At 62.3% G+C, this 24,214-nt stretch carries 21 protein-coding genes; 14 read left to right on the top strand and 7 right to left on the bottom strand.

Annotation, left to right across the window (positions count from 1 at the left end):
* Position 1 precedes the first annotated feature (1 nt).
* The 3 genes from HV822_RS06315 to HV822_RS06305 form a co-directional block, all read right to left on the bottom strand.
* Entirely contained in the window at positions 2-1,162 is a 1,161-nt protein-coding gene (locus HV822_RS06315; RefSeq protein ID WP_238872896.1) for an HPP family protein, read from the bottom strand.
* Positions 1,163-1,521: 359 nt separating this feature from the next.
* Positions 1,522-2,748 (bottom strand): acyl-CoA dehydrogenase family protein, encoded by a 1,227-nt coding sequence (locus tag HV822_RS06310; protein WP_238872895.1) that lies wholly within the window; start codon positions 2,746-2,748, stop codon positions 1,522-1,524.
* 122 nt (positions 2,749-2,870) lie between these two features.
* Positions 2,871-3,305 (bottom strand): hypothetical protein, encoded by a 435-nt coding sequence (locus tag HV822_RS06305; RefSeq protein WP_238872894.1) that lies wholly within the window; start codon positions 3,303-3,305, stop codon positions 2,871-2,873.
* 175 nt (positions 3,306-3,480) lie between these two features.
* Here HV822_RS06305 and moaD point away from each other — a divergent pair, with 175 nt between their 5' ends.
* From moaD to ubiT, 6 genes are all read left to right on the top strand, one after another.
* A complete protein-coding gene (moaD, locus tag HV822_RS06300; protein WP_096005553.1) occupies positions 3,481-3,729 on the top strand; it encodes a molybdopterin converting factor subunit 1 in 249 nt (82 codons plus the stop codon).
* Positions 3,730-3,829: 100 nt separating this feature from the next.
* Positions 3,830-4,381 (top strand): molybdenum cofactor biosynthesis protein B, encoded by a 552-nt coding sequence (gene moaB, locus HV822_RS06295; protein ID WP_096005552.1) that lies wholly within the window; start codon positions 3,830-3,832, stop codon positions 4,379-4,381.
* Positions 4,378-5,610: a molybdopterin molybdotransferase MoeA gene (locus HV822_RS06290; protein ID WP_238872893.1), complete on the top strand. Its 1,233-nt coding sequence runs from the start codon at positions 4,378-4,380 to the stop codon at positions 5,608-5,610. The genes moaB and HV822_RS06290 overlap by 4 nt, the downstream gene beginning before the upstream one ends.
* Positions 5,611-5,681: 71 nt before the next feature.
* Positions 5,682-6,677, top strand: coding sequence for a ubiquinone anaerobic biosynthesis protein UbiU (ubiU, locus tag HV822_RS06285; protein ID WP_238872892.1), 996 nt, complete (start codon positions 5,682-5,684; stop codon positions 6,675-6,677).
* A 7-nt stretch (positions 6,678-6,684) separates the two neighbouring features.
* The gene (locus HV822_RS06280) at positions 6,685-7,572 is read left to right on the top strand and encodes a U32 family peptidase (protein ID WP_238872891.1); all 888 of its coding nucleotides are present in this window, start codon (positions 6,685-6,687) and stop codon (positions 7,570-7,572) included.
* Positions 7,569-8,033 carry a ubiquinone anaerobic biosynthesis accessory factor UbiT gene (ubiT, locus tag HV822_RS06275; RefSeq protein WP_238872890.1) on the top strand — a complete coding sequence of 155 codons (465 nt, stop codon included), beginning with the start codon at positions 7,569-7,571 and terminating at the stop codon, positions 8,031-8,033. The genes HV822_RS06280 and ubiT overlap by 4 nt, the downstream gene beginning before the upstream one ends.
* A gap of 23 nt (positions 8,034-8,056) precedes the next feature.
* On the opposite strand, the gene HV822_RS06270 is transcribed toward ubiT, so the two are convergent.
* The 3 genes from HV822_RS06270 to HV822_RS06260 form a co-directional block, all read right to left on the bottom strand.
* Positions 8,057-8,422 carry a putative zinc-binding protein gene (locus HV822_RS06270; RefSeq protein WP_238872889.1) on the bottom strand — a complete coding sequence of 122 codons (366 nt, stop codon included), beginning with the start codon at positions 8,420-8,422 and terminating at the stop codon, positions 8,057-8,059.
* Positions 8,423-8,556: 134 nt separating this feature from the next.
* Positions 8,557-9,195 (bottom strand): two-component system response regulator NarL, encoded by a 639-nt coding sequence (gene narL / locus HV822_RS06265; protein WP_238872888.1) that lies wholly within the window; start codon positions 9,193-9,195, stop codon positions 8,557-8,559.
* The gene (locus HV822_RS06260; RefSeq protein ID WP_238872887.1) at positions 9,192-10,994 is read right to left on the bottom strand and encodes a HAMP domain-containing protein; all 1,803 of its coding nucleotides are present in this window, start codon (positions 10,992-10,994) and stop codon (positions 9,192-9,194) included. The genes narL and HV822_RS06260 overlap by 4 nt, the downstream gene beginning before the upstream one ends.
* 232 nt (positions 10,995-11,226) lie before the next feature.
* Between HV822_RS06260 and HV822_RS06255 the strand changes: the two genes are divergently transcribed.
* The 8 genes from HV822_RS06255 to moaA all read left to right on the top strand — a co-directional run bounded on the left by HV822_RS06255 (position 11,227) and on the right by moaA (position 22,756).
* Complete coding sequence (locus HV822_RS06255; RefSeq protein ID WP_238872886.1) at positions 11,227-12,489, top strand: MFS transporter; 1,263 nt, start codon at positions 11,227-11,229, stop codon at positions 12,487-12,489.
* Between the two features lie 19 nt (positions 12,490-12,508).
* Positions 12,509-13,921, top strand: coding sequence for a NarK family nitrate/nitrite MFS transporter (locus tag HV822_RS06250; protein WP_238872885.1), 1,413 nt, complete (start codon positions 12,509-12,511; stop codon positions 13,919-13,921).
* A gap of 66 nt (positions 13,922-13,987) precedes the next feature.
* Positions 13,988-17,743, top strand: a complete 3,756-nt coding sequence (locus HV822_RS06245) for a nitrate reductase subunit alpha (RefSeq protein WP_238872884.1) — start codon at positions 13,988-13,990, stop codon at positions 17,741-17,743.
* Between the two features lie 11 nt (positions 17,744-17,754).
* Positions 17,755-19,293: a nitrate reductase subunit beta gene (narH, locus tag HV822_RS06240; RefSeq protein WP_238872883.1), complete on the top strand. Its 1,539-nt coding sequence runs from the start codon at positions 17,755-17,757 to the stop codon at positions 19,291-19,293.
* Between the two features lie 2 nt (positions 19,294-19,295).
* Positions 19,296-20,051, top strand: coding sequence for a nitrate reductase molybdenum cofactor assembly chaperone (gene narJ, locus HV822_RS06235; protein WP_238872882.1), 756 nt, complete (start codon positions 19,296-19,298; stop codon positions 20,049-20,051).
* Complete coding sequence (narI, locus tag HV822_RS06230) at positions 20,044-20,739, top strand: respiratory nitrate reductase subunit gamma (RefSeq protein WP_238872881.1); 696 nt, start codon at positions 20,044-20,046, stop codon at positions 20,737-20,739. The genes narJ and narI overlap by 8 nt, the downstream gene beginning before the upstream one ends.
* A 47-nt stretch (positions 20,740-20,786) precedes the next feature.
* Positions 20,787-21,740, top strand: coding sequence for a peptidylprolyl isomerase (locus HV822_RS06225; RefSeq protein ID WP_238872880.1), 954 nt, complete (start codon positions 20,787-20,789; stop codon positions 21,738-21,740).
* Between the two features lie 26 nt (positions 21,741-21,766).
* Positions 21,767-22,756, top strand: coding sequence for a GTP 3',8-cyclase MoaA (gene moaA / locus HV822_RS06220; protein ID WP_238872879.1), 990 nt, complete (start codon positions 21,767-21,769; stop codon positions 22,754-22,756).
* A gap of 367 nt (positions 22,757-23,123) precedes the next feature.
* Here moaA and HV822_RS06215 read toward each other — a convergent pair whose 3' ends face one another.
* Complete coding sequence (locus HV822_RS06215; protein ID WP_238872878.1) at positions 23,124-24,131, bottom strand: pyridoxamine 5'-phosphate oxidase family protein; 1,008 nt, start codon at positions 24,129-24,131, stop codon at positions 23,124-23,126.
* Positions 24,132-24,214 lie beyond the last annotated feature (83 nt).

Genomic DNA, 24,214 nt, shown 5'->3' with positions numbered 1-24,214 from the left:
TTCAATCAGCGCCTGCCCGGATAGTCATCAACATGCTGCGTTGCAGCGCGGCGATCAGGTCGGTTTGGGTCACCATGCCGACCAGCCTGCCCTGCTCAACAACCGGCAAACAATGCAGCCCCTGACTGGAGAGCATCGGCACCAGCTGGGTGATGTGCAGGTCGGGTACTACGGCAATCACTGGCGAGGTCATGACCTCGCTCAGGGGCGATTTTTCGCCGCCGCCGCGGCGCAGCAGCCGGAAGCTGCCGCTGCGCCCGACAAAGTTGGCCAGGTCGGTCAGGCTGACGATCCCCACCAGCGCCTGCTCGGCATCCAGCACTGGCAGTACGCGCAAACGGTGCGTGTGCAACAGATCCAGCGCTTCGCGCACCCGCGTCTCGGGTGTAGCGCAGCGCAGGTCGCGGGACATGATGTCGCGCACGTGGATGGCACCCATGCTGCGGCGCAAGGCTGAAGCCTCAACCTTGTCGATCAGTTGCGTCAGGTCTTCGCGGGTCAGGTCGACAAAGCCGCCAAAGTCATTCAGCGCGGCATCCAGATCAGCATCGGTAAACCCCACGCGCATCTCTGGCGTGCGGTCGCTGGTGTGGTGCAGGTCGACCTGCGGTTGCGGTCGCTTCGGATATCGCACGCCGGTCAGATTGTTGTACAGCAGGGCGGTTGCCAGGAGCGTTACGGCATTGAGCATGACCGGCAGGACGGCCTTCTCGCCCAGCGCCTGGAGGGCCGGGCCGGCCAGCACCACGCACAGCGCCACTGCGCCCCCCGGTGGGTGCAGGCAACGCAGCGCGAACATGACCAGTAACGATAGCGCGACAGCCACGGCAGCCATCTCGATGCTATGCCCTCCCAGCTGGGCGACCAGGGTTGCCACGAGGGCAGAGATCAAATAGCTGCCAAAGATTGACCAGGGTTGGGCCAGCGCCCCGGACGGAACGGCGAAGAGCAAAATAGCGGAGGCCCCCAGCGGGCCGATCAGCAACACAGCGACTGCCGGACCAAAGACCAGTTGGCAGAGCCAGACGCTGAAGAACAGTCCGAGCGCGGCCCCGCAGGCGGCACGTAGCCACTCGCGGGGACGGGTGTGCAGTTGCCGGCCCGGGAAAATGGTCAGGCGGCGGGGGGCGTGCTGGGCAGTCACGTCGGTAGTGTCGGTCATGGTATCGCTTGTAGAAGGTGAAAACGGGGTAGTGCGTAGAGGGTTAGCGCGGCTTGCGCTCGGCGTCGCTGGGCGTCGCCTCTATAAAGCGCCACAGGCAGCAGCAGATGCCGCCCCACAGCAGCGTGATCAGCACCAGCAGCAGGATCATGGCGCGCTACGCGGAGCTGCCGACGCGACCACGCAACGCCGCACGCGGTGAGGCGTGCGGGCGGGGCAGAGAGGAAGGTGGTCGGTGGTGATCATCGCGGCTCTGACTACAGGGGGCTCGGGAGGTGAGCTGCGTCAGTTTGCCGCTGTCCTTGATTAAGGGCAAATCAATAATAATTGTCTATGGAATAGATCAAATTTGATTTTGATCAAGCCGGCGGCGTCAGCCAGGCCGCGCTGCTGCCCCGTTGTTCGCTGCCGGTGCGCAGCTCCGCCCGTGCCACGCTGCGCAGGTGTACCTCGTCAGGGCCGTCGGCCAGGCGCAGGGTGCGGCCGGCGGTGTAGAGATCGGCCAGCGGGGTATCCGGGCTGAGCCCCATGGCACCGAAGACCTGGATGGCGCGATCGGCTACGCGGCACAGCATGCGGGGCACCACCACCTTGATCATGGCGATTTCCCGTTGTGCGCCGCGCGCGCCAACATGGTCGAGTAGCCAGGCGGTTTTCAGTACCAGCAGGCGAGCCTGCTCAATGTCGATGCGTGACTCGGCGATAGCATCGCCAACATTGGCGTGCTGGCTCAGATAGCGGCCGAAGGTCTGGCGTTCCTGGGCGCGTTCGCGCATCAACTCCAGCGCTAGCTCGGCCATGCCGATGGCGCGCATGCAATGGTGAACGCGGCCCGGGCCAAGGCGCGCCTGTGCCATGGCAAAACCGTCACCTTCTTCTCCCAGCAGGTTGCTGCAGGGTACGCGCACGTTGCGCAGGACAATTTCGGCGTGACCTTCCGGGGAGTGATGGTTGAGTACGCTGATATTGCGCACCACGCTGACCCCCTCGCTGTCCATCGGCACCAGCAGCATGCTTTGCTGGCGGTGGGCGTCGGCGTCAGGAGCGGTCTTGCCCATGACAATCATCAGCTTGCAGTCCGGGTGGTTGCCATTGGTGATAAACCATTTGCGACCGTTGACCACATAATGGTCGTCTTCGCGGCGAATCAGGGTCTGGATGTTGCGGGCGTCGGAAGAGGCAACATCCGGCTCGGTCATGGCAAAGGCCGAGCGGATCTCGCCCGCCAGCAGTGGGTGCAGCCATTGTTGCTGTTGTGCCGGGCTGCCGAACAAATGCAGCAGCTCCATGTTGCCGGTATCCGGGGCGTTGCAGTTGAACACCTCGGAGGCCCAGGGCAGGCGGCCCATGATTTCGGCCAGCGGCGCGTAGTCCAGGTTGCTGAGACCGGACTCGGCCGGCAGAAACAGATTCCACAGGCCCTCTTCGCGGGCCAGCGCCTTGAGGTCGGCCATAAAAGACACCGGTGGTGGCGCCTGGCGGGTTTCCTGTAGCCACTGTGCGTGCCGCGGCAGCACGTGGGCGTCGATAAAGTCCTGCAGCCGTTGGCCCAGGGTCTGGCTGTGTTTGCTGGCTTGAAAGTCCATGGACAGCTCCTTCAGGTGGATTGACTGCCGACCCTACGCCTGCCTCTGCCGCTTGATAAGCAAGCTCGATGATGGCGATTGCTTTTCATCAGGCCGGCTACTAATTGACCGCTATCAAGGCGTTACAGCAGCACCATGGCCTTGGCCAGAAACAACAGCAGCAACATGTGACACAGCACGCTCAGATGAATCCGCCTGGAGGTCTGTGGTCGCATGCGGCCAGTGCGTAGCAGCACTACCACGCCGACAAAGTGCAGCAGAATGATCACCGCCACGGCGATTTTCAGTGTCAGGAGGGTGGCAAAGTGGCTGGCCAGCGGGTCGGCCAAAATAGTGCGGTAGCGCCAGGCCAGGGCCAGGCCGGCGCCGTACAGCACCAGTACCACCCAGTGCATCACTTGCCGGGCACGCTGGCCCAGTGCCTTGGACAGTTGTTGGCGTGGCGCATCATCAAGGCTCTGCGCCGCGCGGCTGAGGATCATAACCTCGAAGAAAACTCCGCCGATAAAAAACGCAGCGGCGCTGAGGTGGGCAAACTTGAGCAGCAGATAGGTCATGCTTGAGCGCCTGTACGCGAGCTTTCGACCAGTCTAGTCGCGCAGCGCGGGACGGCCCTGACACAGATCAAGTCTCTGCCGTCCTGCTGGCCCTAGGCTCTGTACGAAAAGTGCCTGTGCTCGGTGACTTTCTGTACAGAGCCTGGGATCACGTGATTTATCGGGAGAAAAAGCGATGCTTGAGGTTCATTACTTTGCCAGCCTGCGCGAGCGCTTTGGGCGCGAGCATGAACAGTTGGACTGGAATCCTGAGATGACCAATCTCGATGCCGTGCGCCGCCACCTGTTGCAACGCGGTGGCGAGTGGACGGCGCTGGCGGCGCGCAACCTGATGTGCGCGCGTAACCGCGAGCTGTGTTCGTTGCAAACGGCGATCAGCGATGGTGACGAGGTGGCGTTCTTTCCACCGGTAACCGGTGGGTGACAGCCTGTCGCACCCCCTGCGGTGTACCTCTACGGGGGAATGGGCAACGACCGGGCAGGGGCGCAGGCTGTAGGGTAATTACCCGTTGCAGGAGAGCCCTATGGCACATCTGTCCCGCTCTGAATTCATTCCCCTCAACCTGGCCGTACTAACGATCAGCGATACCCGTAGCCTGGCTGATGACGCGTCAGGAGACGCTTTGGTTGCCGGCTTGCAGGCGGCAGGGCATCACCTGCAGGCGCGGGCGCTGGTGGTCGATGATATCTGGCAAATCCGCGCCATGGTGTGTCAGTGGATCGCCGATGCTCAGGTACAGGTCGTGTTGATGACCGGTGGCACCGGGTTTACCGCGCGGGATAACACGCCGCAGGCAGTTGCCCCGCTACTGGACAAACAGGTGGATGGTTTTGGTGAACTGTTCCGCCACTTGTCGCTAGAGGAGATCGGCACCTCCACAGTGCAGTCGCGTGCCCTGGCCGGGATCAGCAACGGCACACTGGTGTGCTGCCTGCCGGGGTCCCCGGGCGCTTGCCGTACCGGCTGGCAGGGCATTTTGCGTGAGCAACTGGATAGCCGTACGCGCCCCTGCAACTTTGTGGCGCACCTGACGCCGGTGGTAACACCGGTGCCGCAATGTGGCAGTCGGTCATGAGCGCCTGCGACTGCGCTACCGGACAGCTGCAGCCGGTGGATCAGGCCATTGCCGCGCTGTTGGCTCAGGCGCCGCCGCTGCCGGCGGTCGAGCAGGTATCGATCCATGACTGTGCCGGTCGAGTGCTGGCCGAGGTGGCACACGCGCCTCGACCAATGCCCGCCTGGGACAACAGCGCGATGGACGGTTATGCCTTGCGTGCCGCCGACCTGCCCGCGGAGGGAGGCTGGTTGCCGCTGGCGGGGCGAGTTGCCGCCGGCGATACCCGAGGGCAACGACTCAGGGCCGGGCATGCCAGTCGTATCTTCACCGGTGCGCCATTGCCGCACGGCGCCGACACCGTTGTTGCCCAGGAGCAGGCTCGGGTTGAAGGGGATCGCGTCTGGCTTGAGGGCGCTCCGCTGGGCAACCACGTGCGTCGGCGTGGTGAGGAGTTCTCGGCCGGTGACCCGCTGCTGGCTGCCGGACAGCGTTTGCGTCCGCAAGACGTCGGCCTGCTGGCCAGCCTTGGTATTGCCAATGTGCCGGTTTATCGGCCCCTGCGCGTGGCGCTGTTGAGCAGTGGCAACGAGCTGCGCGATCCGGGTGAGGAGCTTGCGCCGGGGCAAATATACAATGCCAACTACTTCAGTCTCAGTGCGCTGTTGCGGGGATGGGGCTGCGAGGTAGATGACGGCGGCGTGCTGGCCGACGAGCTGTTGGCCAGCCGTGACGCCCTGAGTGTGGTGGCCGCCGAATGGGACCTGATCATGACCTCCGGTGGCGTTTCGGTTGGCGAGGAGGATCACCTGAAGCAGGCGGTCCGCGATCTGGGGCAGTTGCATCTGTGGCGACTGGCGATTCAGCCGGGCAAGCCCTTTGCCTTCGGCTATGTGGCCGGCACTCCCTGGCTAGGACTGCCCGGCAACCCGATGGCGGCGCTGTTGACCGCCATGGTGGTCGCTCGTCCCTTTATCCTGCGTGCCCAGGGACGAGCGCAGATACTGCCGCAAACCGTGCCGGTGACCGCCGGCTTCGAGTGGCGTAAGGCCAATCGGCGGCGGCAATACCTGCGCGCCAATTTGCGCTACGCCGAAGGGGGGCTGTGCGCCGTCCCTGTGACGCGTCAGGGCTCCGCCATGCTCACCGGGGCCTGCCTGGCCGAAGGGTTGATCATCGTCGAGGTCAATCGCACGCTGCGTGAGGGCGAGACGGTGGAGTTTCTGCCGTTCAGCGAGCTACTTAGCTGATTGATGCGCATCAAGGTGGCGGGCTTTGGCAGACCGTAGTCTGCCGGCAGATTGCAACCGAGGGGCACAGAATGAAACTGGTCTGTCCGGCGGGCTCACTGCCTGCCCTCAAGGCGGCGGTGAACGAAGGGGCCGACGCTATCTATGTTGGCTTTCGGGATGACACCAATGCACGTCATTTCAACGGCCTGAACCTGGATGACCGACAGCTGGACGAGGCTCTGCAACTGATTCGCCAGCGCGGGCGCCAGTTGTATATCGCGGTCAACACCTATGCCCAACCGCAGGGCTGGGAGCGCTGGCAGCGTGCGGTTGATCGTGCCGCCGATCTGGGCGTGGATGCGCTGATTGCAGCAGACCCCGGCGTGCTGGCCTACGCCACTCAGCAACATCCTGACCTCAACTTGCACCTCTCGGTACAGGGCTCGGCGACCAACGCGCAGGCGTTGGCGTTTTACCAGCAGCGCTACAACATCCGGCGTGCCGTATTGCCGCGGGTGCTGTCACTGGCACAGGTGCGGCAAGTGGCACAGAGCAGCAGTGTACCGCTGGAGGTGTTCGCCTTTGGCAGCCTGTGCATCATGGCTGAGGGGCGCTGCCATCTATCCTCCTATGTGACCGGCGAATCGCCCAACCTGTGCGGTGTCTGCTCGCCCGCCAAGGCGGTGCGCTGGCAGCAGGAAGAGGACGGCCTCAGCTCGCGGCTCGGCGGCGTGCTGATCGACCGCTATCGACGCGACGAGCCCGCCGGTTACCCGACGCTGTGCAAGGGCCGCTTTGTGGTCGACGGGCAGCGTTATCACGCGCTGGAGGAACCGACCAGCCTCAACACCCTGGACCTGCTGCCCGAGTTGCAGCGCATCGGTGTCTGCGCGGTGAAGATCGAGGGGCGACAGCGCAGTCCTGCCTATGTCCAGCAGGTAACCCGGGTCTGGCGTCAGGCATTGGATAATCTGCATGCCGGGCGCGACGGCAGTGAGCAGGCCGGCACCTGGCAGCAGGCACTTGCGCGGCTTTCCGAGGGTAGCCAGACCACCCTGGGTGCCTATCATCGATCCTGGCAGTGAGGTGTCCATGAAGCTGACGCTTGGGCCGGTGCTGTTCTACTGGAGCCGGTCACATCTGCTGCAATTTTATGCCGACATGATCGAGCAGCCGTTGCAGACCATCTATCTGGGCGAGACCGTGTGTTCCAAGCGGCGAGCCTTGTCGCTGGACGACTGGCTGGGGCTGGCTCGCGAGCTGCGCCAGCAACGCGAGGTGGAGGTGGTGCTGTCGGGGCTGGCGCTGGTGGAGGCGGCCTCGGAGCTGTCTGCGCTCAAGCGTTTATGCGACAACGGTGAGCTGATGGTGGAGGCCAACGACATGGGGGCGGTGCAACTGCTCGCCGAGCGGCAGCAGCCCTTTGTCGCCGGCCCGGCGCTTAATCTCTATAACGCGCACAGCCTGCGCGAATTGCAGCAATGCGGCATGCAGCGCTGGGTGCCACCGGTAGAGTGTTCCGGACGGCTGTTGCAGGACTGTTTGCAGCAACTGGATGATCTGCAGGTGCCGCGGCCCGAAGTGGAGCTCTTTGCCTACGGGCACATGCCACTGGCCTACTCGGCGCGTTGTTTCACTGCACGCGCCGAAAACCGCCCCAAGGACGATTGCCAGTTCTGCTGCCAGAATTTCGCTGAAGGGCTGCTGATGGAGAGCCAGGAGGGCGAGCCGCTGTTTACCCTCAATGGTATCCAGACGATGTCGGCGAAGGTGTGTGACCTGCTGCCCGACTACCCGGCACTGCAGGCCGGTGGTGTTGACCGTCTGCGTCTGAGTCCTCGGGCCGAGGACATGGCGCTAGTGATCGCGCGCTACGCGGCGGTCTGCGGTGGCGCACAGCCACCGGCCAGCAGTGAGGGCTGTAATGGCTATTGGTACGGACAGCCCGGCATGATCAACGTTCAGGAGGTGTCGTCATGAAGCGGGTGATGGCGGTAGAGCTGGCCGACCGGCTGTTGCGGCTGGGGCGCCATGTGCCCTTCGCGCTGCAGCGGCGGGTGATCGAATTGGCCACCGCACGGCTACTGGCCGAGCCGTTGGCCCGGGGTGACTTTAGCCTGTTGCAGGGGCACTGGCTGCAGCTGGAAGTGGAAGACCTGCGGCTGAGCTGGTTTGTCACCTGCGTTGGCCAGCGTTTACGCGTGGCGTCTGAGGCCCGGGCTGATGTGTGTGTGCGTGGCAACTGGCGCGAGTTTGTGCTGCTGGCCAGTCGCGAAGAAGATCCCGATACGCTGTTCTTCCGTCGTCGCCTGGTCATCGAAGGCGATACCGATATGGGGTTGGGGCTGAAGAACCTGCTCGACAGCCTGGACCCTGAGCAGCTGCCACCCAGGCTGTGGCGTGGTCTGCAGCGCGCGGGTCAGTTGCTGCAACAGGTGTAGAACAGGCACTTTTCGTACAGAGCCTAGATACGGGTGATCAGTTCAACCACCTCGACATACATCTGCTCTAGGGTGTCGGCGGTGACGTCTTCGCCGTACCGCTTCTTCAGACCGTGCTCGGTCAGTACCAGGTGTTCGGCGGGGCTGACGCCGTGCTGCGACAGGCAGCCGGTGACGCAATGCAGCGGACAACCATCGATGGCCAAAATCGGCCGGCCACTGACGGCCTTGCGCACCAGTGGTTTTACATTGCCGCCGACGCCGGCGATGCAGGACATTTCCGCCTTACCTTCGCGGTCCAGGCGTACTGCCAGGTTGTTGGCCATCTGGGCCAGGTTGGAACAGCCCGAGCAGGCATAGACCAGCGGCAGGCGGTTAGTGTGTGACATGAATATTTCTCCATGCCCTGACTGTGTCAAAGCCAGTGGCGGCAGGTGGGTTTCAGGCGCCGCCTTCCATGGCAAGACCTCGGTAGTCGGGCTGCGATCCCGCGGTCCCGCTTGGCGGGGCGCCGGGCATGGCTTCAGGACACGTTCTCGAGCGCCCAGACGGCGGCTTCGACCCGTGAGCGCAGCCCCAGCTTGTGTAGCAGGTGTTTGACGTGAACCTTGACTGTGCCTTCGGTGATACCGAGCTTGTTGCCGATCATTTTGTTGCTCAGCCCGCCGACCACCATTTTCAGCACCTGGCGCTCGCGGTCGGTCAGGTCGGCACTGCTGGCCGAGCGCGGCGAGCGCAAGGCCTGGGCCAACACCCGAGCCAGTGACGGGCTGACCACCAGCTCTCCGAGCAGTGCCTCGCGCAGTCGATGAATCAGCTGTTCCGGCTCCATGTCCTTGAGCAGGTAGCCGTCGGCGCCTAGGCGCATGGCGTCGCGCACGTCCTCTTCGGCGTCTGAGACGGTGAACAGCAGTACCTTCCCCTGATAACCCTGGGCGCGCAGCCGTTTCAGGGTTTCCAGGCCATTCATGGCGGGCATGTTGTTGTCCAGCAGGATCAGATCCGGGTTCAAGCGCGCTGCCTCGCTGCAGGCGTCTTCGCCATTGCCGGCATCGCCACACACCAGCAAGTCGTTTTCCAGCTCGATCAGCTGGCGCAGGCCATGCCGCATCATTGGATGGTCGTCTACCAGCAGCAGGGTGGCGGGTGTGGAAGCACTCATTGTGTGATCTCCTCTTGATGCTGGCGCAGAAATTCTGGGCAGAAGCTGAGTTGGATGCGGGTGCCCTGGCCGTCGGACGAGCTGACGTGCAGCTCGCCATTCAGGCTGCGGGCGCGCTCTTGCATGATGTTCATGCCGTGGTGTTGGCGAATGTCGAAACCGGGCGTGATACCTACGCCGTTGTCTTCTATCAGCAGGGTCATGCGATCGCCGCGCTGACGCAGTTGTACCGTCGCGCGGCTGGCGCGCGCATGCCGAACGCAGTTGGACAGGGCCTCGCGGGTAATCTGCAGCAAGTGAATCTGTTCGCTGGCAGACAGCGCGAAGGCCAGCGGTGCGCTGTCGAATTGCACCTGCATCTGTCCTCGGTCGGCGAATTCGCGCGTGGTTTCACCTAGTGCCTGCTCCAGTCCGCCCTCGTGGATTTTCAAGCGGAAGGTCGTCAGCAGCTCACGTAGTTGGCGGTAGGCGTTGTTCAGCCCCTTGCGCAGCTCTTCGCTGACCTGTACCAGTTGCTCGGGGTCGCTCTCTCGGCGGATCAGGGTCTGCAGACGGCTTACCTGCATCTTCATGTAGGACAGGGCCTGGGCCAGGGAGTCATGCAGTTCGCGGGCGATGATGGTGCGCTCGTCAAACAGCAGCAGACGATTGTCTTTCTCGCGCTGGCACTCCAGCGACAGCGCGGTACCGATCAGGTCGGCCAGCGCCTGAATCAGCTCGCGCTCCCAGGAACGCGGTGCGTGTCCATCAAGATAATGGGCGCTGAGTTCTCCCAGGCTGCGACCCTGGGAGCGAATCGCAAAGGTGAGTCCACTGGCACTTTGGTGACGCTCGCAGGTGGCGCAGTTGTTACGAGTGCAAATTTCCCGGTTGTCGTCGCCTTGCATGGCGATCAAGTGCTCGACCGGCTGCTTGATATCGCCCTTCAGGCACAGGTTCAGTCGAAGCCCCGGCAGTCGTTGCTGGAAGTCGCCGACCAGTTCATCCAGGCGGTCGGCATTGAGCGGCGTACTGGCAACGCTGCTGCTGCTGCGATACAGCAGCGCCAGGGCGTCATTGGCCTGCTCGAGACTGAGGGTCTTTTCTGCTACCCGGTCGGCCAGGGTGCGGTGCGATTCCTCGATGGCGTCGGCCATAGCATTGAAGCTCTGGGCCAGCTGGCCCAGCTCGTCTGGTGAGCGGTAGCTGACCCTGGCCTGCAGGTCGCCGGCGCGAAAGCGTTCGGCCGCGCGCACAATGTCCTGAATCGGTTCGAGAACACTGCTGTGCAGGCCAAACATGCTGATCAGCAACACCACGGCGGTAATCAACAGGGCTGCGCCCTGGATGCTCTGTTGCCAGCCTTGGCGTCGCTCGCTCTGCTGTTGCAGCTGCGAGACAAATCGCTCTATGCGCAGCATGAAAGGCTCGGTGCCCTCGGCAAAAGCCTCGCGGTTGCGCTGTTGCAGAGCTGGCAGCAGTTGTTGCTGCCAGTGGTTGCGGATCTGCTGGAACTCCTGCTCCGCCGGCGATCTGCTGTCCACCGCGACCATGTGAAGCAGGGCACGATTATCCAGCCGTGCCTGCATGTCTTGCGCCAATTGCGCCAGGGTTGCGTCGTCGGCACCGGCCTCGAGCTGCCAGTTAATACGATAGGTTGTCATGCGCAGTGAACCGGCCACGTTCATGGCGGCGGCGTCATCCTCGCTGATCAGGGCAATGATCACAGCGCTGCAGGCGCTGGCAAAAGCCAACGCCGCGACCAGGATCACTGCAAGTCCGGCTCGAGCCGGCAGCGAGGTTCTGAACCACTGCAGCATTGCACTACCTCCAAATAGTTCCGACGGTGCAGCAATATCGCTATACGGTGTCTTGTATTGCTTTCATCTATTTGTTTTTTAAGGGTTTTTGCTTGTATTCCGGACTATCACTTTAGTGGTATGTGGCGTCAGCCTAGCTGCTATGCCATGCCTCGATCCTTGACGCGGATCAATCATTTGCCGGCACCTGCCCGTAGTCTAAGACGCAGATCGATAGCGGCAGGGGGTAGTCATGGCAAGTCAGAAAAAGCAGCAAGTGCTGGTGCTCGGCATGAGCACCTTCGCGTTCACCATCTGCTTCATGATCTGGATGATGTTTGCGGTACTGGGGGTGCCGATAAAGGAGTTGCTGGCGCTGAACGAAACCCAGTTTGGCCTGCTGGCGTCCACGCCGGTGCTGACCGGCTCGCTGACGCGCCTGCCGCTGGGCATGCTGACTGACCGCTACGGCGGACGTATCGTGTTTTTTGTGCTGATGCTGGTGTGTGTGCTGCCGATTTACCTGATCGGCGAAGCGACTCAGTACTGGCAGTTTCTGGTGCTGGGGCTGTTTGTTGGTCTGGCCGGTGGCTCTTTCTCGGTGGGTATCGCCTACGTTGCCAAATGGTTCGAGAAAGACCGCCAGGGCCTGGCCATGGGGATCTTCGGTGCGGGCAATGCCGGCTCTGCGCTGACCAAGTTTATCGCCCCCGGCATTATTGCTGCGGCCAGCTGGCAGATGGTGCCCAAAGTGTACTCGGCCATCATGTTCGTCACCGCGTTGCTGTTCTGGTTTCTCAGCTACGACAACAAGGCGCACCGGGTGCCCAGCAGCGTGTCTCTTGGTGAGCAGCTGCAAACCCTGAAAGACCCCCGGGTCTGGCGCTACTGCCAGTACTACTCGATCGTCTTCGGCGGTTATGTGGCACTGGCCCTGTGGATGACCAAGTACTACGTGCAGGAATACGGCTTCTCGCTGCAGAGTGCCGCTCTGCTGGCAGCCTGTTTCTCCCTGCCGGGCGGGGTTCTGCGCGCGGTAGGCGGCTGGATGTCGGACAAGTGGGGCGCCCACAGTGTGACTTGGTGGGTGATGTGGGTCAGCTGGATTTGCCTGTTCTTTCTGTCCTACCCGCAGACCGAGATGACCATTGCCACCGTCGACGGACCGCGTTCCTTCCACCTTGGGCTCAACGTCTGGGTGTTCACCGCGTTGATGTTTGTCATGGGCATCGCCTGGGCTTTCGGCAAGGCCTCGGTCTTCAAATATATCTCCAACGAATTCCCTGATCGCATGGGAGCGGTGTCCGGCATCGTCGGTCTGGCTGGCGGTTTGGGTGGCTTCCTTCTGCCGATCCTGTTTGGCGCGCTGGTGGATCTGACTGGCGTGCGCAGCTCCTGCTTCATGTTGATGTACGGCGTGGTCTGGGTATCGCTGATCTGGATGTACTTCAGCGAGGTACGCAAGACCCCGCTGCTGGGCCAGAGCGCAGCCCGTTCCAGCCAACCCCTTTCCTGACCTTGTGAGGAGACACACCATGTCTGCCAATAATCCAACCCTGGGGCAACCGCCCCGCCCAGGCCCGGTGATTGCCGACTGGCGCCCTGAGGACCCGCAGTTCTGGGGCAGCGTCGGTAAGCGGGTGGCCACCCGCAACCTGTGGATTTCGATCCCGGCGCTGTTTCTCGCCTTTGCCGTGTGGATGGTCTGGAGCACGGTAATCGTGCGCCTCAATGCCATCGGCTTCAGCTTTACCACCGACGAGCTGTTCTGGCTGGCGGCACTGCCGGGCTTGTCCGGCGCGATGTTGCGCGTGGTGTACTCCTTTATGGTGCCGGTCTTTGGCGGCCGCCGCTGGACCGCCATCAGCACCGCGTCGCTGCTGGCGCCGGCGCTGTGGATGGGCGTGGCTGTGCAGAACCCGGAAACGCCCTACAGCGTGTTCGTGATCATTGCGCTGCTGTGCGGTTTTGGTGGTGGCAACTTCGCTTCCAGCATGTCCAACATCAGCTTCTTCTACCCCAAGGCGCAGCAGGGTACGGCGCTTGGGTTGAACGCCGGACTGGGTAACCTTGGGGTCTCGGCGATGCAGTTTCTGGTGCCGCTGGTGATCGGGTTCGGGTTGTTTGGCGCGGTTGGCGGTAAGCCCCAGGAGCTGGCTGATGGCTCCCAGTTGTGGCTGCAGAACGCCGGCCTGGTCTGGGTGCCGCTGATTGCCCTGGCAACGCTGGCCGCGTGGTTTGGCATGAATGACCTGAGCTCTGCCAGCGCCTCGTTCCGCGAGCAGGCGGTGATTTTCAAGCGCAAGCACAACTGGCTGATGTGCTGGTTGTACCTGGCAACCTTCGGTTCCTTTATCGGTTTTGCCGCCGCCTTTCCACTGCTGATCAATACGTCCTTCCCCGGCGTATCGGCGCTCAAGTTTGCCTTCCTGGGCCCGCTAGTTGGTGCCCTGGTGCGGCCGCTGGGCGGCTGGATTGCCGACAAGCTCGGTGGCGCCCGCGTCACCCTGTGGAACTTCGTGGTGATGGTGGCTGCGGTGTTCGGCGTCATCGCCTTCTTGCCGCAGGAGGGTCAGGGCGGCAATTTTTACGGCTTCCTCGGCATGTTCATGCTGCTGTTTGTCACCACTGGCATCGGCAACGGCTCCACCTTCCGCATGATTCCGGTGATTTTCCGCACGCTGCATGAGCGCTGGAGTGCAGATCTGGACGCGGAAGGCCGTGACCAGGCATTGCGTGAGGCGGGCAAGGAATCCGCTGCCGTTCTGGGCTTCACCTCGGCGGTGGGGGCCTTCGGTGCCTTCTTTATTCCCAAGTCGTTCGGTAGTTCGATCTCGGTCACTGGCGGTCCGGAGGTCGCCCTGTATGTCTTCGTTGGCTACTACATCAGCTGCATCCTGGTGACCTGGTGGTGGTACTCGCGCAAAGGTGCAGAGACACCCTGCTGAGATTGCGTTGCACCCATGAATTGAGGGCGTGGTCACCGGCTGCGCCCAGCCTGAGAGGAAAACACTATGAGCCATATACTCGACCAGCTGCGCTTCTTTAATCGCAAGCAAGGTGAGTTCGCCGACGGTCATGGCGAGACCCGCAAGGAGTCACGTGACTGGGAGAACGTCTATCGCGCACGGTGGCAGTACGACAAGATCGTACGCTCCACCCACGGGGTGAATTGCACCGGGTCTTGCTCCTGGAAAATCTACGTGAAGAACGGCCTGATTACCTGGGAGACCCAGCAGACCGACTACCCGCGTACCCGCAACGATTTGCCCAACCACGAACCGCGTGGCTGCCCGCGGGGTGCCAGCTACAGTTGGTACATCTACAGTGCCAACCGGCTCAAGTACCCCAAGGTACGCAAACCCTTGCTCAAGCTGTGGCGGGAGGCACGCCAGCACCTGGCGCCGGTGGACGCCTGGGCGAGCATCGTCAGCGATCCGGCCAAGGCGCAAAGCTACAAGAGCAAGCGTGGTCTGGGCGGCTTTGTGCGGTCCAGCTGGCAGGAAGTCAACGAGATCATCGCTGCGGCCAACGTTTACACCGTCAAGCAGTTTGGTCCGGACCGGGTGGTTGGGTTCTCGCCCATCCCGGCCATGTCGATGGTCAGCTACGCGGCCGGTGCCCGCTACCTGTCGTTGATCGGAGGCGTGTGCCTGAGCTTTTATGACTGGTACTGCGATCTGCCGCCGGCCTCGCCGCAAATCTGGGGCGAGCAGACCGACGTGCCGGAGTCGGCCGACTGGTACAACTCCAACTACATCATCGCCTGGGGCTCCAACGTTCCGCAGACCCGCACCCCGGATGCACACTTCTTTACCGAGGTGCGCTACAAGGGCACCAAGACCGTTGCCGTTACGCCGGACTACGCCGAGGTGGCCAAGCTCACCGACCTGTGGCTCAACCCCAAGCAGGGCACCGACGCGGCCTTGGCACAAGCCTTTGCTCACGTGATCTTCAAGGAATTTCACCTGGAGCAGCCAAGCGCCTACTTCACCGATTACGCCAAGCGTTATACCGACCTGCCGATGCTGGTGCTGCTCAACGAGAAAGAGGGCAGCTATCGTGCCGATCGTTTTCTACGGGCCAGTGATCTGACCGGCAATCTCGGTCAGGACAACAACCCCGAATGGAAAACCATTGCGGTGGATGCTGATGGTGAGCTGGTATCGCCGCAGGGCGCTATCGGCTATCGCTGGGGCGAGAAGGGTAAGTGGAACATTGAGGCCAAAGAAGGCGGCGCCGGGCGCGAGGTGGACCTCAAGCTCAGCCTGATCGATGGCGGTGACAGTGCAGAGGTGGCCTTCCCCTATTTTGGCGGTCAGACCCACGAGTACTTCACCGCCGTTGAGGGTGATGACATTCAACTGCGTCGCGTGCCGGTGCGCAGTATTGCTCTGGCCGACGGCAGTGCTGCCAAGGTCGCCAGCGTGTTCGATCTGATGGCCGCCAATCTGGCCATTGATCGCGGCCTGGGTGGTCAGAACGTGGCGTCCAGCTACGACGATGCCAGCACCCCTGGCACGCCGGCCTGGCAAGAGCAGATCACCGGTGTGGCCCGTGAGAAGGCCATTCAGGTGGCGCGCGAATTTGCCACCAATGCCGACAAGACCCATGGGCGTTCCATGATCATTGTCGGCGCGGCGATGAACCACTGGTACCACATGGACATGAACTACCGTGGCCTGATCAACATGCTGATGCTCTGCGGCTGCGTTGGTCAGACCGGTGGCGGCTGGGCGCATTATGTGGGTCAGGAGAAACTGCGTCCGCAGTGCGGCTGGCTGCCGTTGGCCTTTGGCCTGGACTGGAGCCGGCCGCCTCGTCAGATGAACGGTACCAGCTTCTTCTACAACCACAGCTCGCAGTGGCGCCACGAGAAAATGAGCATCCACGAGGTGCTGTCACCGCTGGCCGATAAGTCGCAGTTCCCCGAGCACATGCTCGACTACAACATTCGCGCTGAACGTGCCGGCTGGCTGCCGAGTGCGCCGCAGCTCAATCGCAACCCGCTGCAGGTCACGCGCGATGCCGAGGCAGCAGGCATGTCGCCGGTCGACTACGTACTGCAATCGCTAAAAGATGGCAGCCTGCGCTTTGCCTGCGAGCAGCCGGACAACCCGGACAACTTCCCGCGCAACATGTTCATCTGGCGTTCCAACTTGCTGGGCAGTTCCGGCAAGGGGCACGAGTACATGCTCAAGTATCTGCTGGGCACCAAGAACGGCGTGCTCAACGAAGATCTGGGCAAACGTGGCGGCTTCAAACCGACCGAGGCCGACTGGGTTGATGACGGTGCCATCGGTAAGCTTGATCTGGTAACCACGCTGGACTTCCGCATGTCCTCCACCTGCGTGTATTCCGACATCGTGCTGCCGACTGCGACCTGGTACGAGAAGGACGACATGAATACCTCGGACATGCACCCCTTCATCCATCCCCTGTCTGCGGCTATCGACCCTGCCTGGGAGGCGCGGTCGGACTGGGAGATTTACAAGGGCATTGCCAAGGCGTTCTCCGCTATGGCTGAAGGGCAGCTGGGGGTTGAGCAGGATCTGGTCACCGTACCGCTGTTGCACGACTCCCCCGGCGAGCTGGCTCAGCCGTTTGGTGGCACTGACTGGAAAACCGCCGGCGAGGCTCCGCAACCGGGCAAGAACTGCCCGAATATGGTGGTGGTCGAGCGCGACTATCCCAACATCTACAAGAAGTTCACCTCCCTCGGTCCGCTGCTCGACAAGCTCGGCAACGGCGGCAAGGGCATCAACTGGAATACCCAGCACGAGGTGGATTTCCTTGGCGAGCTGAACTATCGCGTGCGCGACGAGGGGGTCAGCGAGGGCCGGCCGAAGATCGAAAGCGCGATCGACGCCGCAGAGGTAATTCTGTCGCTGGCACCGGAAACCAATGGCCATGTTGCCGTCAAGGCCTGGGCGGCGCTGTCGGAGTTTACCGGCCGCGACCACACCCATCTGGCGCTGCCCAAGCAGCATGAGGCTATCCGCTTCCGCGACATTCAGGCGCAGCCGCGCAAGATCATCTCCAGCCCGACCTGGTCTGGCCTGGAAGACGAGCATGTCAGCTACAACGCGGGCTACACCAATGTGCACGAACTGATCCCGTGGCGCACTATCACGGGGCGTCAGCAGTTCTACCAGGATCACCCCTGGATGCTGGCCTTTGGTGAAGGTATGCAGAGCTATCGGCCGCCGGTCAACACCCGTTCCACCGGCTACGTGAAAGACAAAATGTCCAATGGCAACCCGGAGATTTGCCTGAACTGGATTACCCCGCACCAGAAATGGGGCATCCACAGTACCTACACCGACAACCTGATCATGCTCACCCTCAGCCGCGGCGGACCGATTGTCTGGCTCTCTGAAATCGACGCGCGGAAAGTCGGTATCGAGGACAACGACTGGGTTGAGTGCTTCAACGCCAACGGCGCACTGACCGCGCGTGCGGTTGTTAGCCAGCGCGTCAAGGAGGGCATGATCATGATGTATCACGCCCAGGAGCGCATTGTGAACGTGCCTGGCTCAGAAGCGACCAAGACCCGTGGCGGGCACCACAACTCGGTTACCCGGGTGGTGCTCAAGCCTACCCACATGATCGGTGGTTATGCCCAGTTGGCTTACGGCTTCAACTATTACGGCACGGTCGGCTGCAACCGCGATGAATTCGTTGTGGTGCGCAAGATGAACAAGGTGGACTGGCTTGACGGCCCCAACGGCGATGACCTGCCGCGTCCCCTGCCGACTGATATTGAGTGAGGAGAGCTGACATGAAAATTCGTTCGCAAGTCGGCATGGTACTGAATCTGGACAAGTGTATCGGCTGTCATACCTGCTCGGTGACCTGCAAAAACGTCTGGACCAGCCGTGAAGGTATGGAGTACGCCTGGTTCAACAACGTCGAGACCAAACCCGGGATCGGTTATCCGAAAGAGTGGGAAAACCAGGACAAGTGGAAGGGCGGCTGGGTGCGCAACCGCGATGGCTCAATCAACCCGAAGATTGGCGGCAAGTTTCGCGTATTGGCCAACATCTTTTCCAACCCTGAGCTGCCGAGCATCGACGACTACTACGAGCCGTTCGATTTCGACTACCAGCACCTGCACACCGCGCCCATCTCCGAGCATCAGCCGGTGGCACGCCCGCGGTCGGTGATCTCAGGGCAGCGCATGGAGAAAATCGAGTGGGGCCCCAACTGGGAGGAGATTCTCGGTACCGAGTTTGCCAAGCGGCGCAAGGACAAGAACTTCGACCAGATTCAGGCAGACATCTACGGTGAGTACGAGAACACCTTCATGATGTACTTGCCGAGACTGTGTGAGCACTGCCTCAACCCGGCCTGTGCCGCCTCCTGCCCGAGCGGTGCGATCTACAAGCGCGAAGAGGACGGCATCGTGCTGATCGATCAGGAGAAGTGCCGAGGCTGGCGTATGTGCATCAGTGGCTGCCCGTACAAGAAGATCTACTTCAACTGGAAGAGCGGCAAATCCGAGAAATGCATCTTCTGCTATCCGCGTATCGAGGCCGGCATGCCGACCGTATGTTCGGAAACCTGCGTCGGGCGTATCCGTTATCTGGGCGTGTTGCTCTACGACGCCGACCGTATCCAGGAAGTGGCCAGCGCGCCGAGCGAGCAGGATCTGTACCAGAAGCAGCTGGAGATCTTCCTCGACCCCAATGATCCAGAGGTGATTGCCCAGGCGCTGAGCGATGGCGTGCCGATGTCGGTGATTGAGGCGGCGCAGCAGTCGCCGGTCTACAAGCTGGCGGTGGATTGGCAGCTGGCGTTGCCGCTGCACCCGGAGTACCGCACCCTGCCGATGGTCTGGTATGTCCCGCCGCTGTCGCCGATCCAGAACGCCGCCAGCAATGGCAGCGTCAGCATGGACGGTGTGCTGCCTGACGTTGATAGCCTGCGCATCCCGCTGCGCTACCTTGCCAACTTGCTCACTGCCGGTGACGAGAAACCCGTCAAGCTGGCGCTCAAGCGGCTGTTGGCAATGCGCGCCTACAAGCGTGCCGAGCAGCTCGACGGGGTGCAGGATCTCAAGGTGCTGGAAAGCGTTGGCTTGTCCCGTGCCCAGGTGGAAGACATGTATCGCTACCTGGCGATCGCCAACTATGAAGACCGCTACGTGATCCCCACCGCGCACCGCGAGGAGGCCATGAGCGATGCCTTCGCCGAGCGCTCGGGGTGCGGCTTCAGCTTTGGCAGTGGCTGCAGTGGCGCCTCGGACACCAACATGTTCGGCGCCAAGAAGGCCAACCGCCGCGACGTGCTGAAAACCGTCCAGCTGTGGGAGGACTGAACATGCAGATTCTCAAGGTGATTTCTTTGCTGATGGACTATCCGGATGCGCGTCTGCAACAGGGGCGTGAGGAGTTGACCGAGGCCATCAACCGGGCCCGCGAAATCAGCCCTGCGCAGCGTGCCGCGCTGCGCGACCTGCTGGAGCACCTGGTCAGTGGCGACATCATGGATGTACAGGAGGCCTACACCGGCCTGTTCGACCGCGGCCGTGCCTTGTCGCTGCTGTTGTTTGAGCATGTGCACGGTGAATCCCGCGACCGCGGCCAGGCCATGGTTGACCTGATGGCGCAGTACGAGGCGGCCGGTTTTGCCATCGGCGTGCGCGAGTTGCCGGACTACATCCCGCTGTATCTGGAGTATCTGGCCAGCCTGGATGACTTGAATGCACGCGAAGGACTGGCCGATGTGGCGCACCTGCTGGCCCTGCTGGCGGCCCGTCTGGAAGAGCGCGAAAGCCGCTACGCTGGCTGTTTTCGTGCGCTGCTGCAGATTGCCGGTGAGCAGCCGGCAACCGCGGTCGACGAGTTGCGCGAACAGGTTGCCGGCGAGGTACGCGACGACAGTCTGGAAGCGCTGGACCGAGTGTGGGAGGAGGAGGCCGTAGACTTCCTGCAGGCCGAACAGCAAGACCGCTGCCCCAGCCAGACGACCCAGCCCGGCAAACCCCGCGAGGAAGTGCCAGTGCCGCTGCACTGGACCGACTTCAACCAGCAACAGCCGGACGCCAAGCCGGCCCGTGAGGTGCACAATGGCTAATCTCAACTTTCTTGCGTTCGGGGTATATCCCTATGTCGCCCTGGCGATCTGTCTGATCGGCAGTTGGGCGCGCTTTGATCTGTCCCAGTACAGCTGGAAAGCAGGCTCCAGCCAATTGTTCAACCGTACACCGGCTGAACAGCGTTACATGCGCATCGCCAGCAACCTGTTCCACGTTGGCGTGCTGTTTGTACTGGCCGGACACTTTGTCGGTCTGCTGACGCCTGCGGCGATCTACCATCACGTTATCAGCACCGAGGCCAAGCAGCTGCTGGCGATGGTATCCGGTGGTGTCTTTGGCGTGCTCTGTCTGATCGGACTGCTGATGCTGATCAAGCGGCGCCTGACCGACCCGCGTGTCCGCGCCAACTCCAGTGCCTCGGACATCATGATCCTGTTCGTGCTGCTGGCTCAGCTGCTGCTCGGCCTCGGCACCATTGTTGCTTCTACCCAGCATATGGATGGCTCGATCATGGTCCTGCTGGGCAACTGGGCTCAGTACACCGTCACCCTGCAGCCAGAGCTGGCCGCCGCCAGCATCGCGCCGGTTGGCTGGGTTTACAAGCTGCATGTGTTCCTCGGTCTGACCCTGTTTGTGCTGTTTCCCTTTACCCGTCTGGTGCACTTTGTCAGTGCACCGGTGTGGTATCTGGGCCGGCGCTATCAGATTGTCCGGCAAAAAGGCTAAACCGCAGTGGGTCGGGTGCTGTGCACCCGGCCCCGAGGAGGTGTGTGATGGGATGTGGATGTGGTGGTAATGGTGATGGCGGCTGCGGTGGCCACACCAAGGTAGACAACCCCAACCAGGCGCCCGGTGTGCAGGAAATCGTGCCGGACCCGGTGGTGCTTGAAGCACTGGCCGAAGCGGAGGTCGAGACGCCGCCGGAACTGATTGCCAGTAGCGAGCAGGAATGGCCGCGTATCAAGGTCAACGGCGTCGGCATTGCGCAGGAGGACATCGCCCGGGAGCTGCAGTATCAGCCGGCCTCAACCCGCCAGGAGGCGGTTTTTCTCGCCAGTCAGGCACTGGTCCTGCGTGAGCTGCTGCGCCAGCGCGCCAATGCCCTGAATATCAACGTCAAGGCGCTGGAAGGAGAAAGCGAAGAAGAGGCCGTGACGCGTGTGCTGATTGAACGTGAGGTTGTCATGCCGAGCGCCGATGAGACCACCTGTCGGCAGTACTTTGAGAATAACCGGCAGCGATTTGCCAGCGCACCGCTGCTGGCCGCACGGCACATCTTGCTCGGCTGTCCGGCGGATGACGCGCAAGAGCGCAGCCGCCAGCGCGAGGCGGCAGAGCAACTGATCGCGCAGCTGCAGGACAATCCGGCACGCTTTGCCGAGTTGGCCATGGGGCGCTCAGATTGTCCCTCCAAGGCCCAGAACGGCAGCCTTGGCCAGATCAGTCAGGGGCAAACCGTGCCCGAGTTCGAGCGGCAGCTGTTTCGTCTGCAGCCGGGCCTCGCAGCGCAGCCGCTGGAAAGTCGCTATGGCTTTCACGTGGTATTTGTCGATCAGCGTATCGAGGGGCAGTTGCTGCCGTTTGAAGCCGTACACAAGGGCATCCAGGCTGAGCTTGACCAGCGTGTCTGGCAGGTCGCGGTGGCGCAGTATCTGAAAAACCTGGTGGGTGAGGCGCAGATTCAGGGCATTGTTCTTGATGGCGCTGACGGCCCGCTGATGCAGTAACCGGCGTACGCGCCTGAGGAGAGGTCATGAACAGTCTGCTGCAAGACGGCGTAGGGCGGAGTATTGACTACGTGCGTCTGTCAGTAACCGACCGCTGCGATTTTCGCTGCGTCTATTGCATGGCCGAGGACATGAGCTTTCTGCCTCGCCAGCAGGTCCTGACGCTGGAAGAGCTGGAGCGTATTGCGCGGATCTTCGTGGCTCAGGGGGTGCGCAAGATTCGCCTGACCGGTGGCGAGCCGCTGGTGCGGCCCGGCGTGGTTGGCCTGTGCGAGCGCATTGCCGCGTTGCCCGGCCTGCGCGAACTGGTGATGACAACCAATGGGTCGCAGCTCGGCAAACTGGCGCAGCCACTTGCCGATGCTGGGGTTAAACGGCTGAACATCAGCCTCGATAGTCTGCAGCCCGAGCGCTTTGCCGCCATTACCCGCAGCGGTCGCTTGAGCCAGGTGCTCGAGGGTATCGACGCGGCGCGTGAGGCGGGCTTTGAACGGCTCAAGCTAAACGTGGTGGTAATGCACGGGCGCAACGCCGACGAGGTGCCCGCGCTGGTCGACTTCGCTCTGGGCCGCGGGCTGGACATCAGCTTTATCGAGGAGATGCCGCTGGGGCAGGTAGGGCGCGAACGGGGCGAGAGCTTCTGCTCCAGCGACTGGGTGCGCCGACGTATCGCCGAACACTATGTGCTCATCGACAGCGCAGAGCACAGCGGTGGTCCGGCGCGCTACGTGCGTGTGCAGGGCCATGCGAACAGCCGCATTGGCTTTATTTCGCCGCACAGCCACAACTTCTGCGCCACCTGCAATCGCGTCCGCGTGACGGTCGAAGGGCGCCTGCTGCTCTGTCTTGGTCACGAGAATGCGATTGACCTGCGCGCCTTGCTGCGCCGTTACCCGCTGGCGGACCAGCCGGTGCTCGATGCTATCCATCAGGCGCTGCAGCACAAGCCGCTACGGCATGAGTTTACTGTGGGCGACGTGCAGGTTCTGCGTTTTATGAATGCCACCGGAGGCTGATAGGGCAATGCGAAGCGCTGCCTGTCGCGGATTTTGATTTAGGACAAGGCAAGCGTGCCCCGTCCGGGGGTTCAATAGCATCGGCATCATGCTGAAACCGCGTGATGCCGCTTCAGGCAAGCCCTGTGAACCAGACAGCTCCTCACACTCTCTCCATTGGTCTGGCTCTCAGGCACTTACCGCTCTGGCCTGCTTATGGGCCGAGCGGTTTTTTTATGCGCGCACAGCGGCCTGTCTGGCTGGGCGACTCCTGTGCGGGCGCGACATGCTGGGCTTCTGCGGTGAGGTGTCTGCTATGGGTGTTTCCCTGGGCTCTGTACGAAAAGTGCCTTGCCTGGCCTTTGCTTGGCGACTTCTCGTACAGACCCTAATACAGATTCTTCTTGTAGTCCTCGCGCAACCCCTTCTCCAGCGCGCCCGGAATGGAGATGGCGGTGCGTGCCAGTTTGGCAGCCACGCCGCGGGTGCGGTTGAGTTGGATATGCGCCTTGAAGATGTCGGCGCCGTTGAGTCCGGCGGGTGGCGTGGCCGCTGGCCAGAGGCGAGCCTGCTCCAGCGCTGGACTATGGCGCAGGGTGATGCTGTCGACGCTGACACGGGTAACCAGTTTGGGCGTTGCGTCTTGCACCCGGAAGTCTGCGCGCAAGCTGTCGCTGGTGCTCAGCGCAGCGCTGCCGCAGACTTCCACCACCTGCGCGCAGCCGGGAATCAGTGCGAGCAGGGCGACTTGCGGCTGCGAAACGATATTGCGGAAGCTGTCGATGCGGCGGTTGCCGGGGCGGTCGGCAAAGCAGACGTGCTGGTCGCCGGCCTGCAGCAGGCGGCCGGCCGGGTCGCCCTTGGGGCTCAGGTCGGCGCTGCCGTCCGCGGCCAGGGTGGCCAGCGCCATAAAGCGGCTGGCGGCGAGAAAGTCCTGCGGCTGGCTGGGCGCGTCTTCGGCTGCGGCGGCTTGCCAGAAGTCCGAGCGTAATAGCGCCTTGGCGCAGTGCAGGAAACACTCGTGTACCTGCAGCCGGGCCTGATCGCCTTCGACGGCCAGTACCTGGCCATTGATGCGCAGGGTTTCGTTCATGCCCGAGACCAGAAACAGCGTGCCGAAGGCCGCGCCGGGGCGTACTGCGGCGCTGTCATCCAGCAGCGTTAACGGCAGCAATAAGTGCTGCTGGTCGGCTACCTGCACAAAGCCCGGCGGCCCGCCGCCCAGGGTGATGGCTATCGCCGCGTCCTGGCCCAACGTCAGGTAGAGCAGGGGCGAGGCAGCGATCCAGCGTTGGGCGTGGCTGTCCAGATGGTCTATCACCTTCAGGTCACGCGGTGTAGCCAGTTTGCCGACAATGGCCTGGACCTGCTCGGGTGTGCTTGGTGCGTCGCTCATGTCTCCTCCTGTGCAGTGCAATGCTGGGCACAACCGTCTCAGTTTGGATACCAGACATCCAAAGCGCAATGCATTAATGCAAT

Source organism: Halopseudomonas maritima (genome assembly GCF_021545785.1).
Taxonomy (GTDB): domain Bacteria; phylum Pseudomonadota; class Gammaproteobacteria; order Pseudomonadales; family Pseudomonadaceae; genus Halopseudomonas; species Halopseudomonas maritima.
This window is presented reverse-complemented; position numbering and strand designations above follow the sequence as displayed.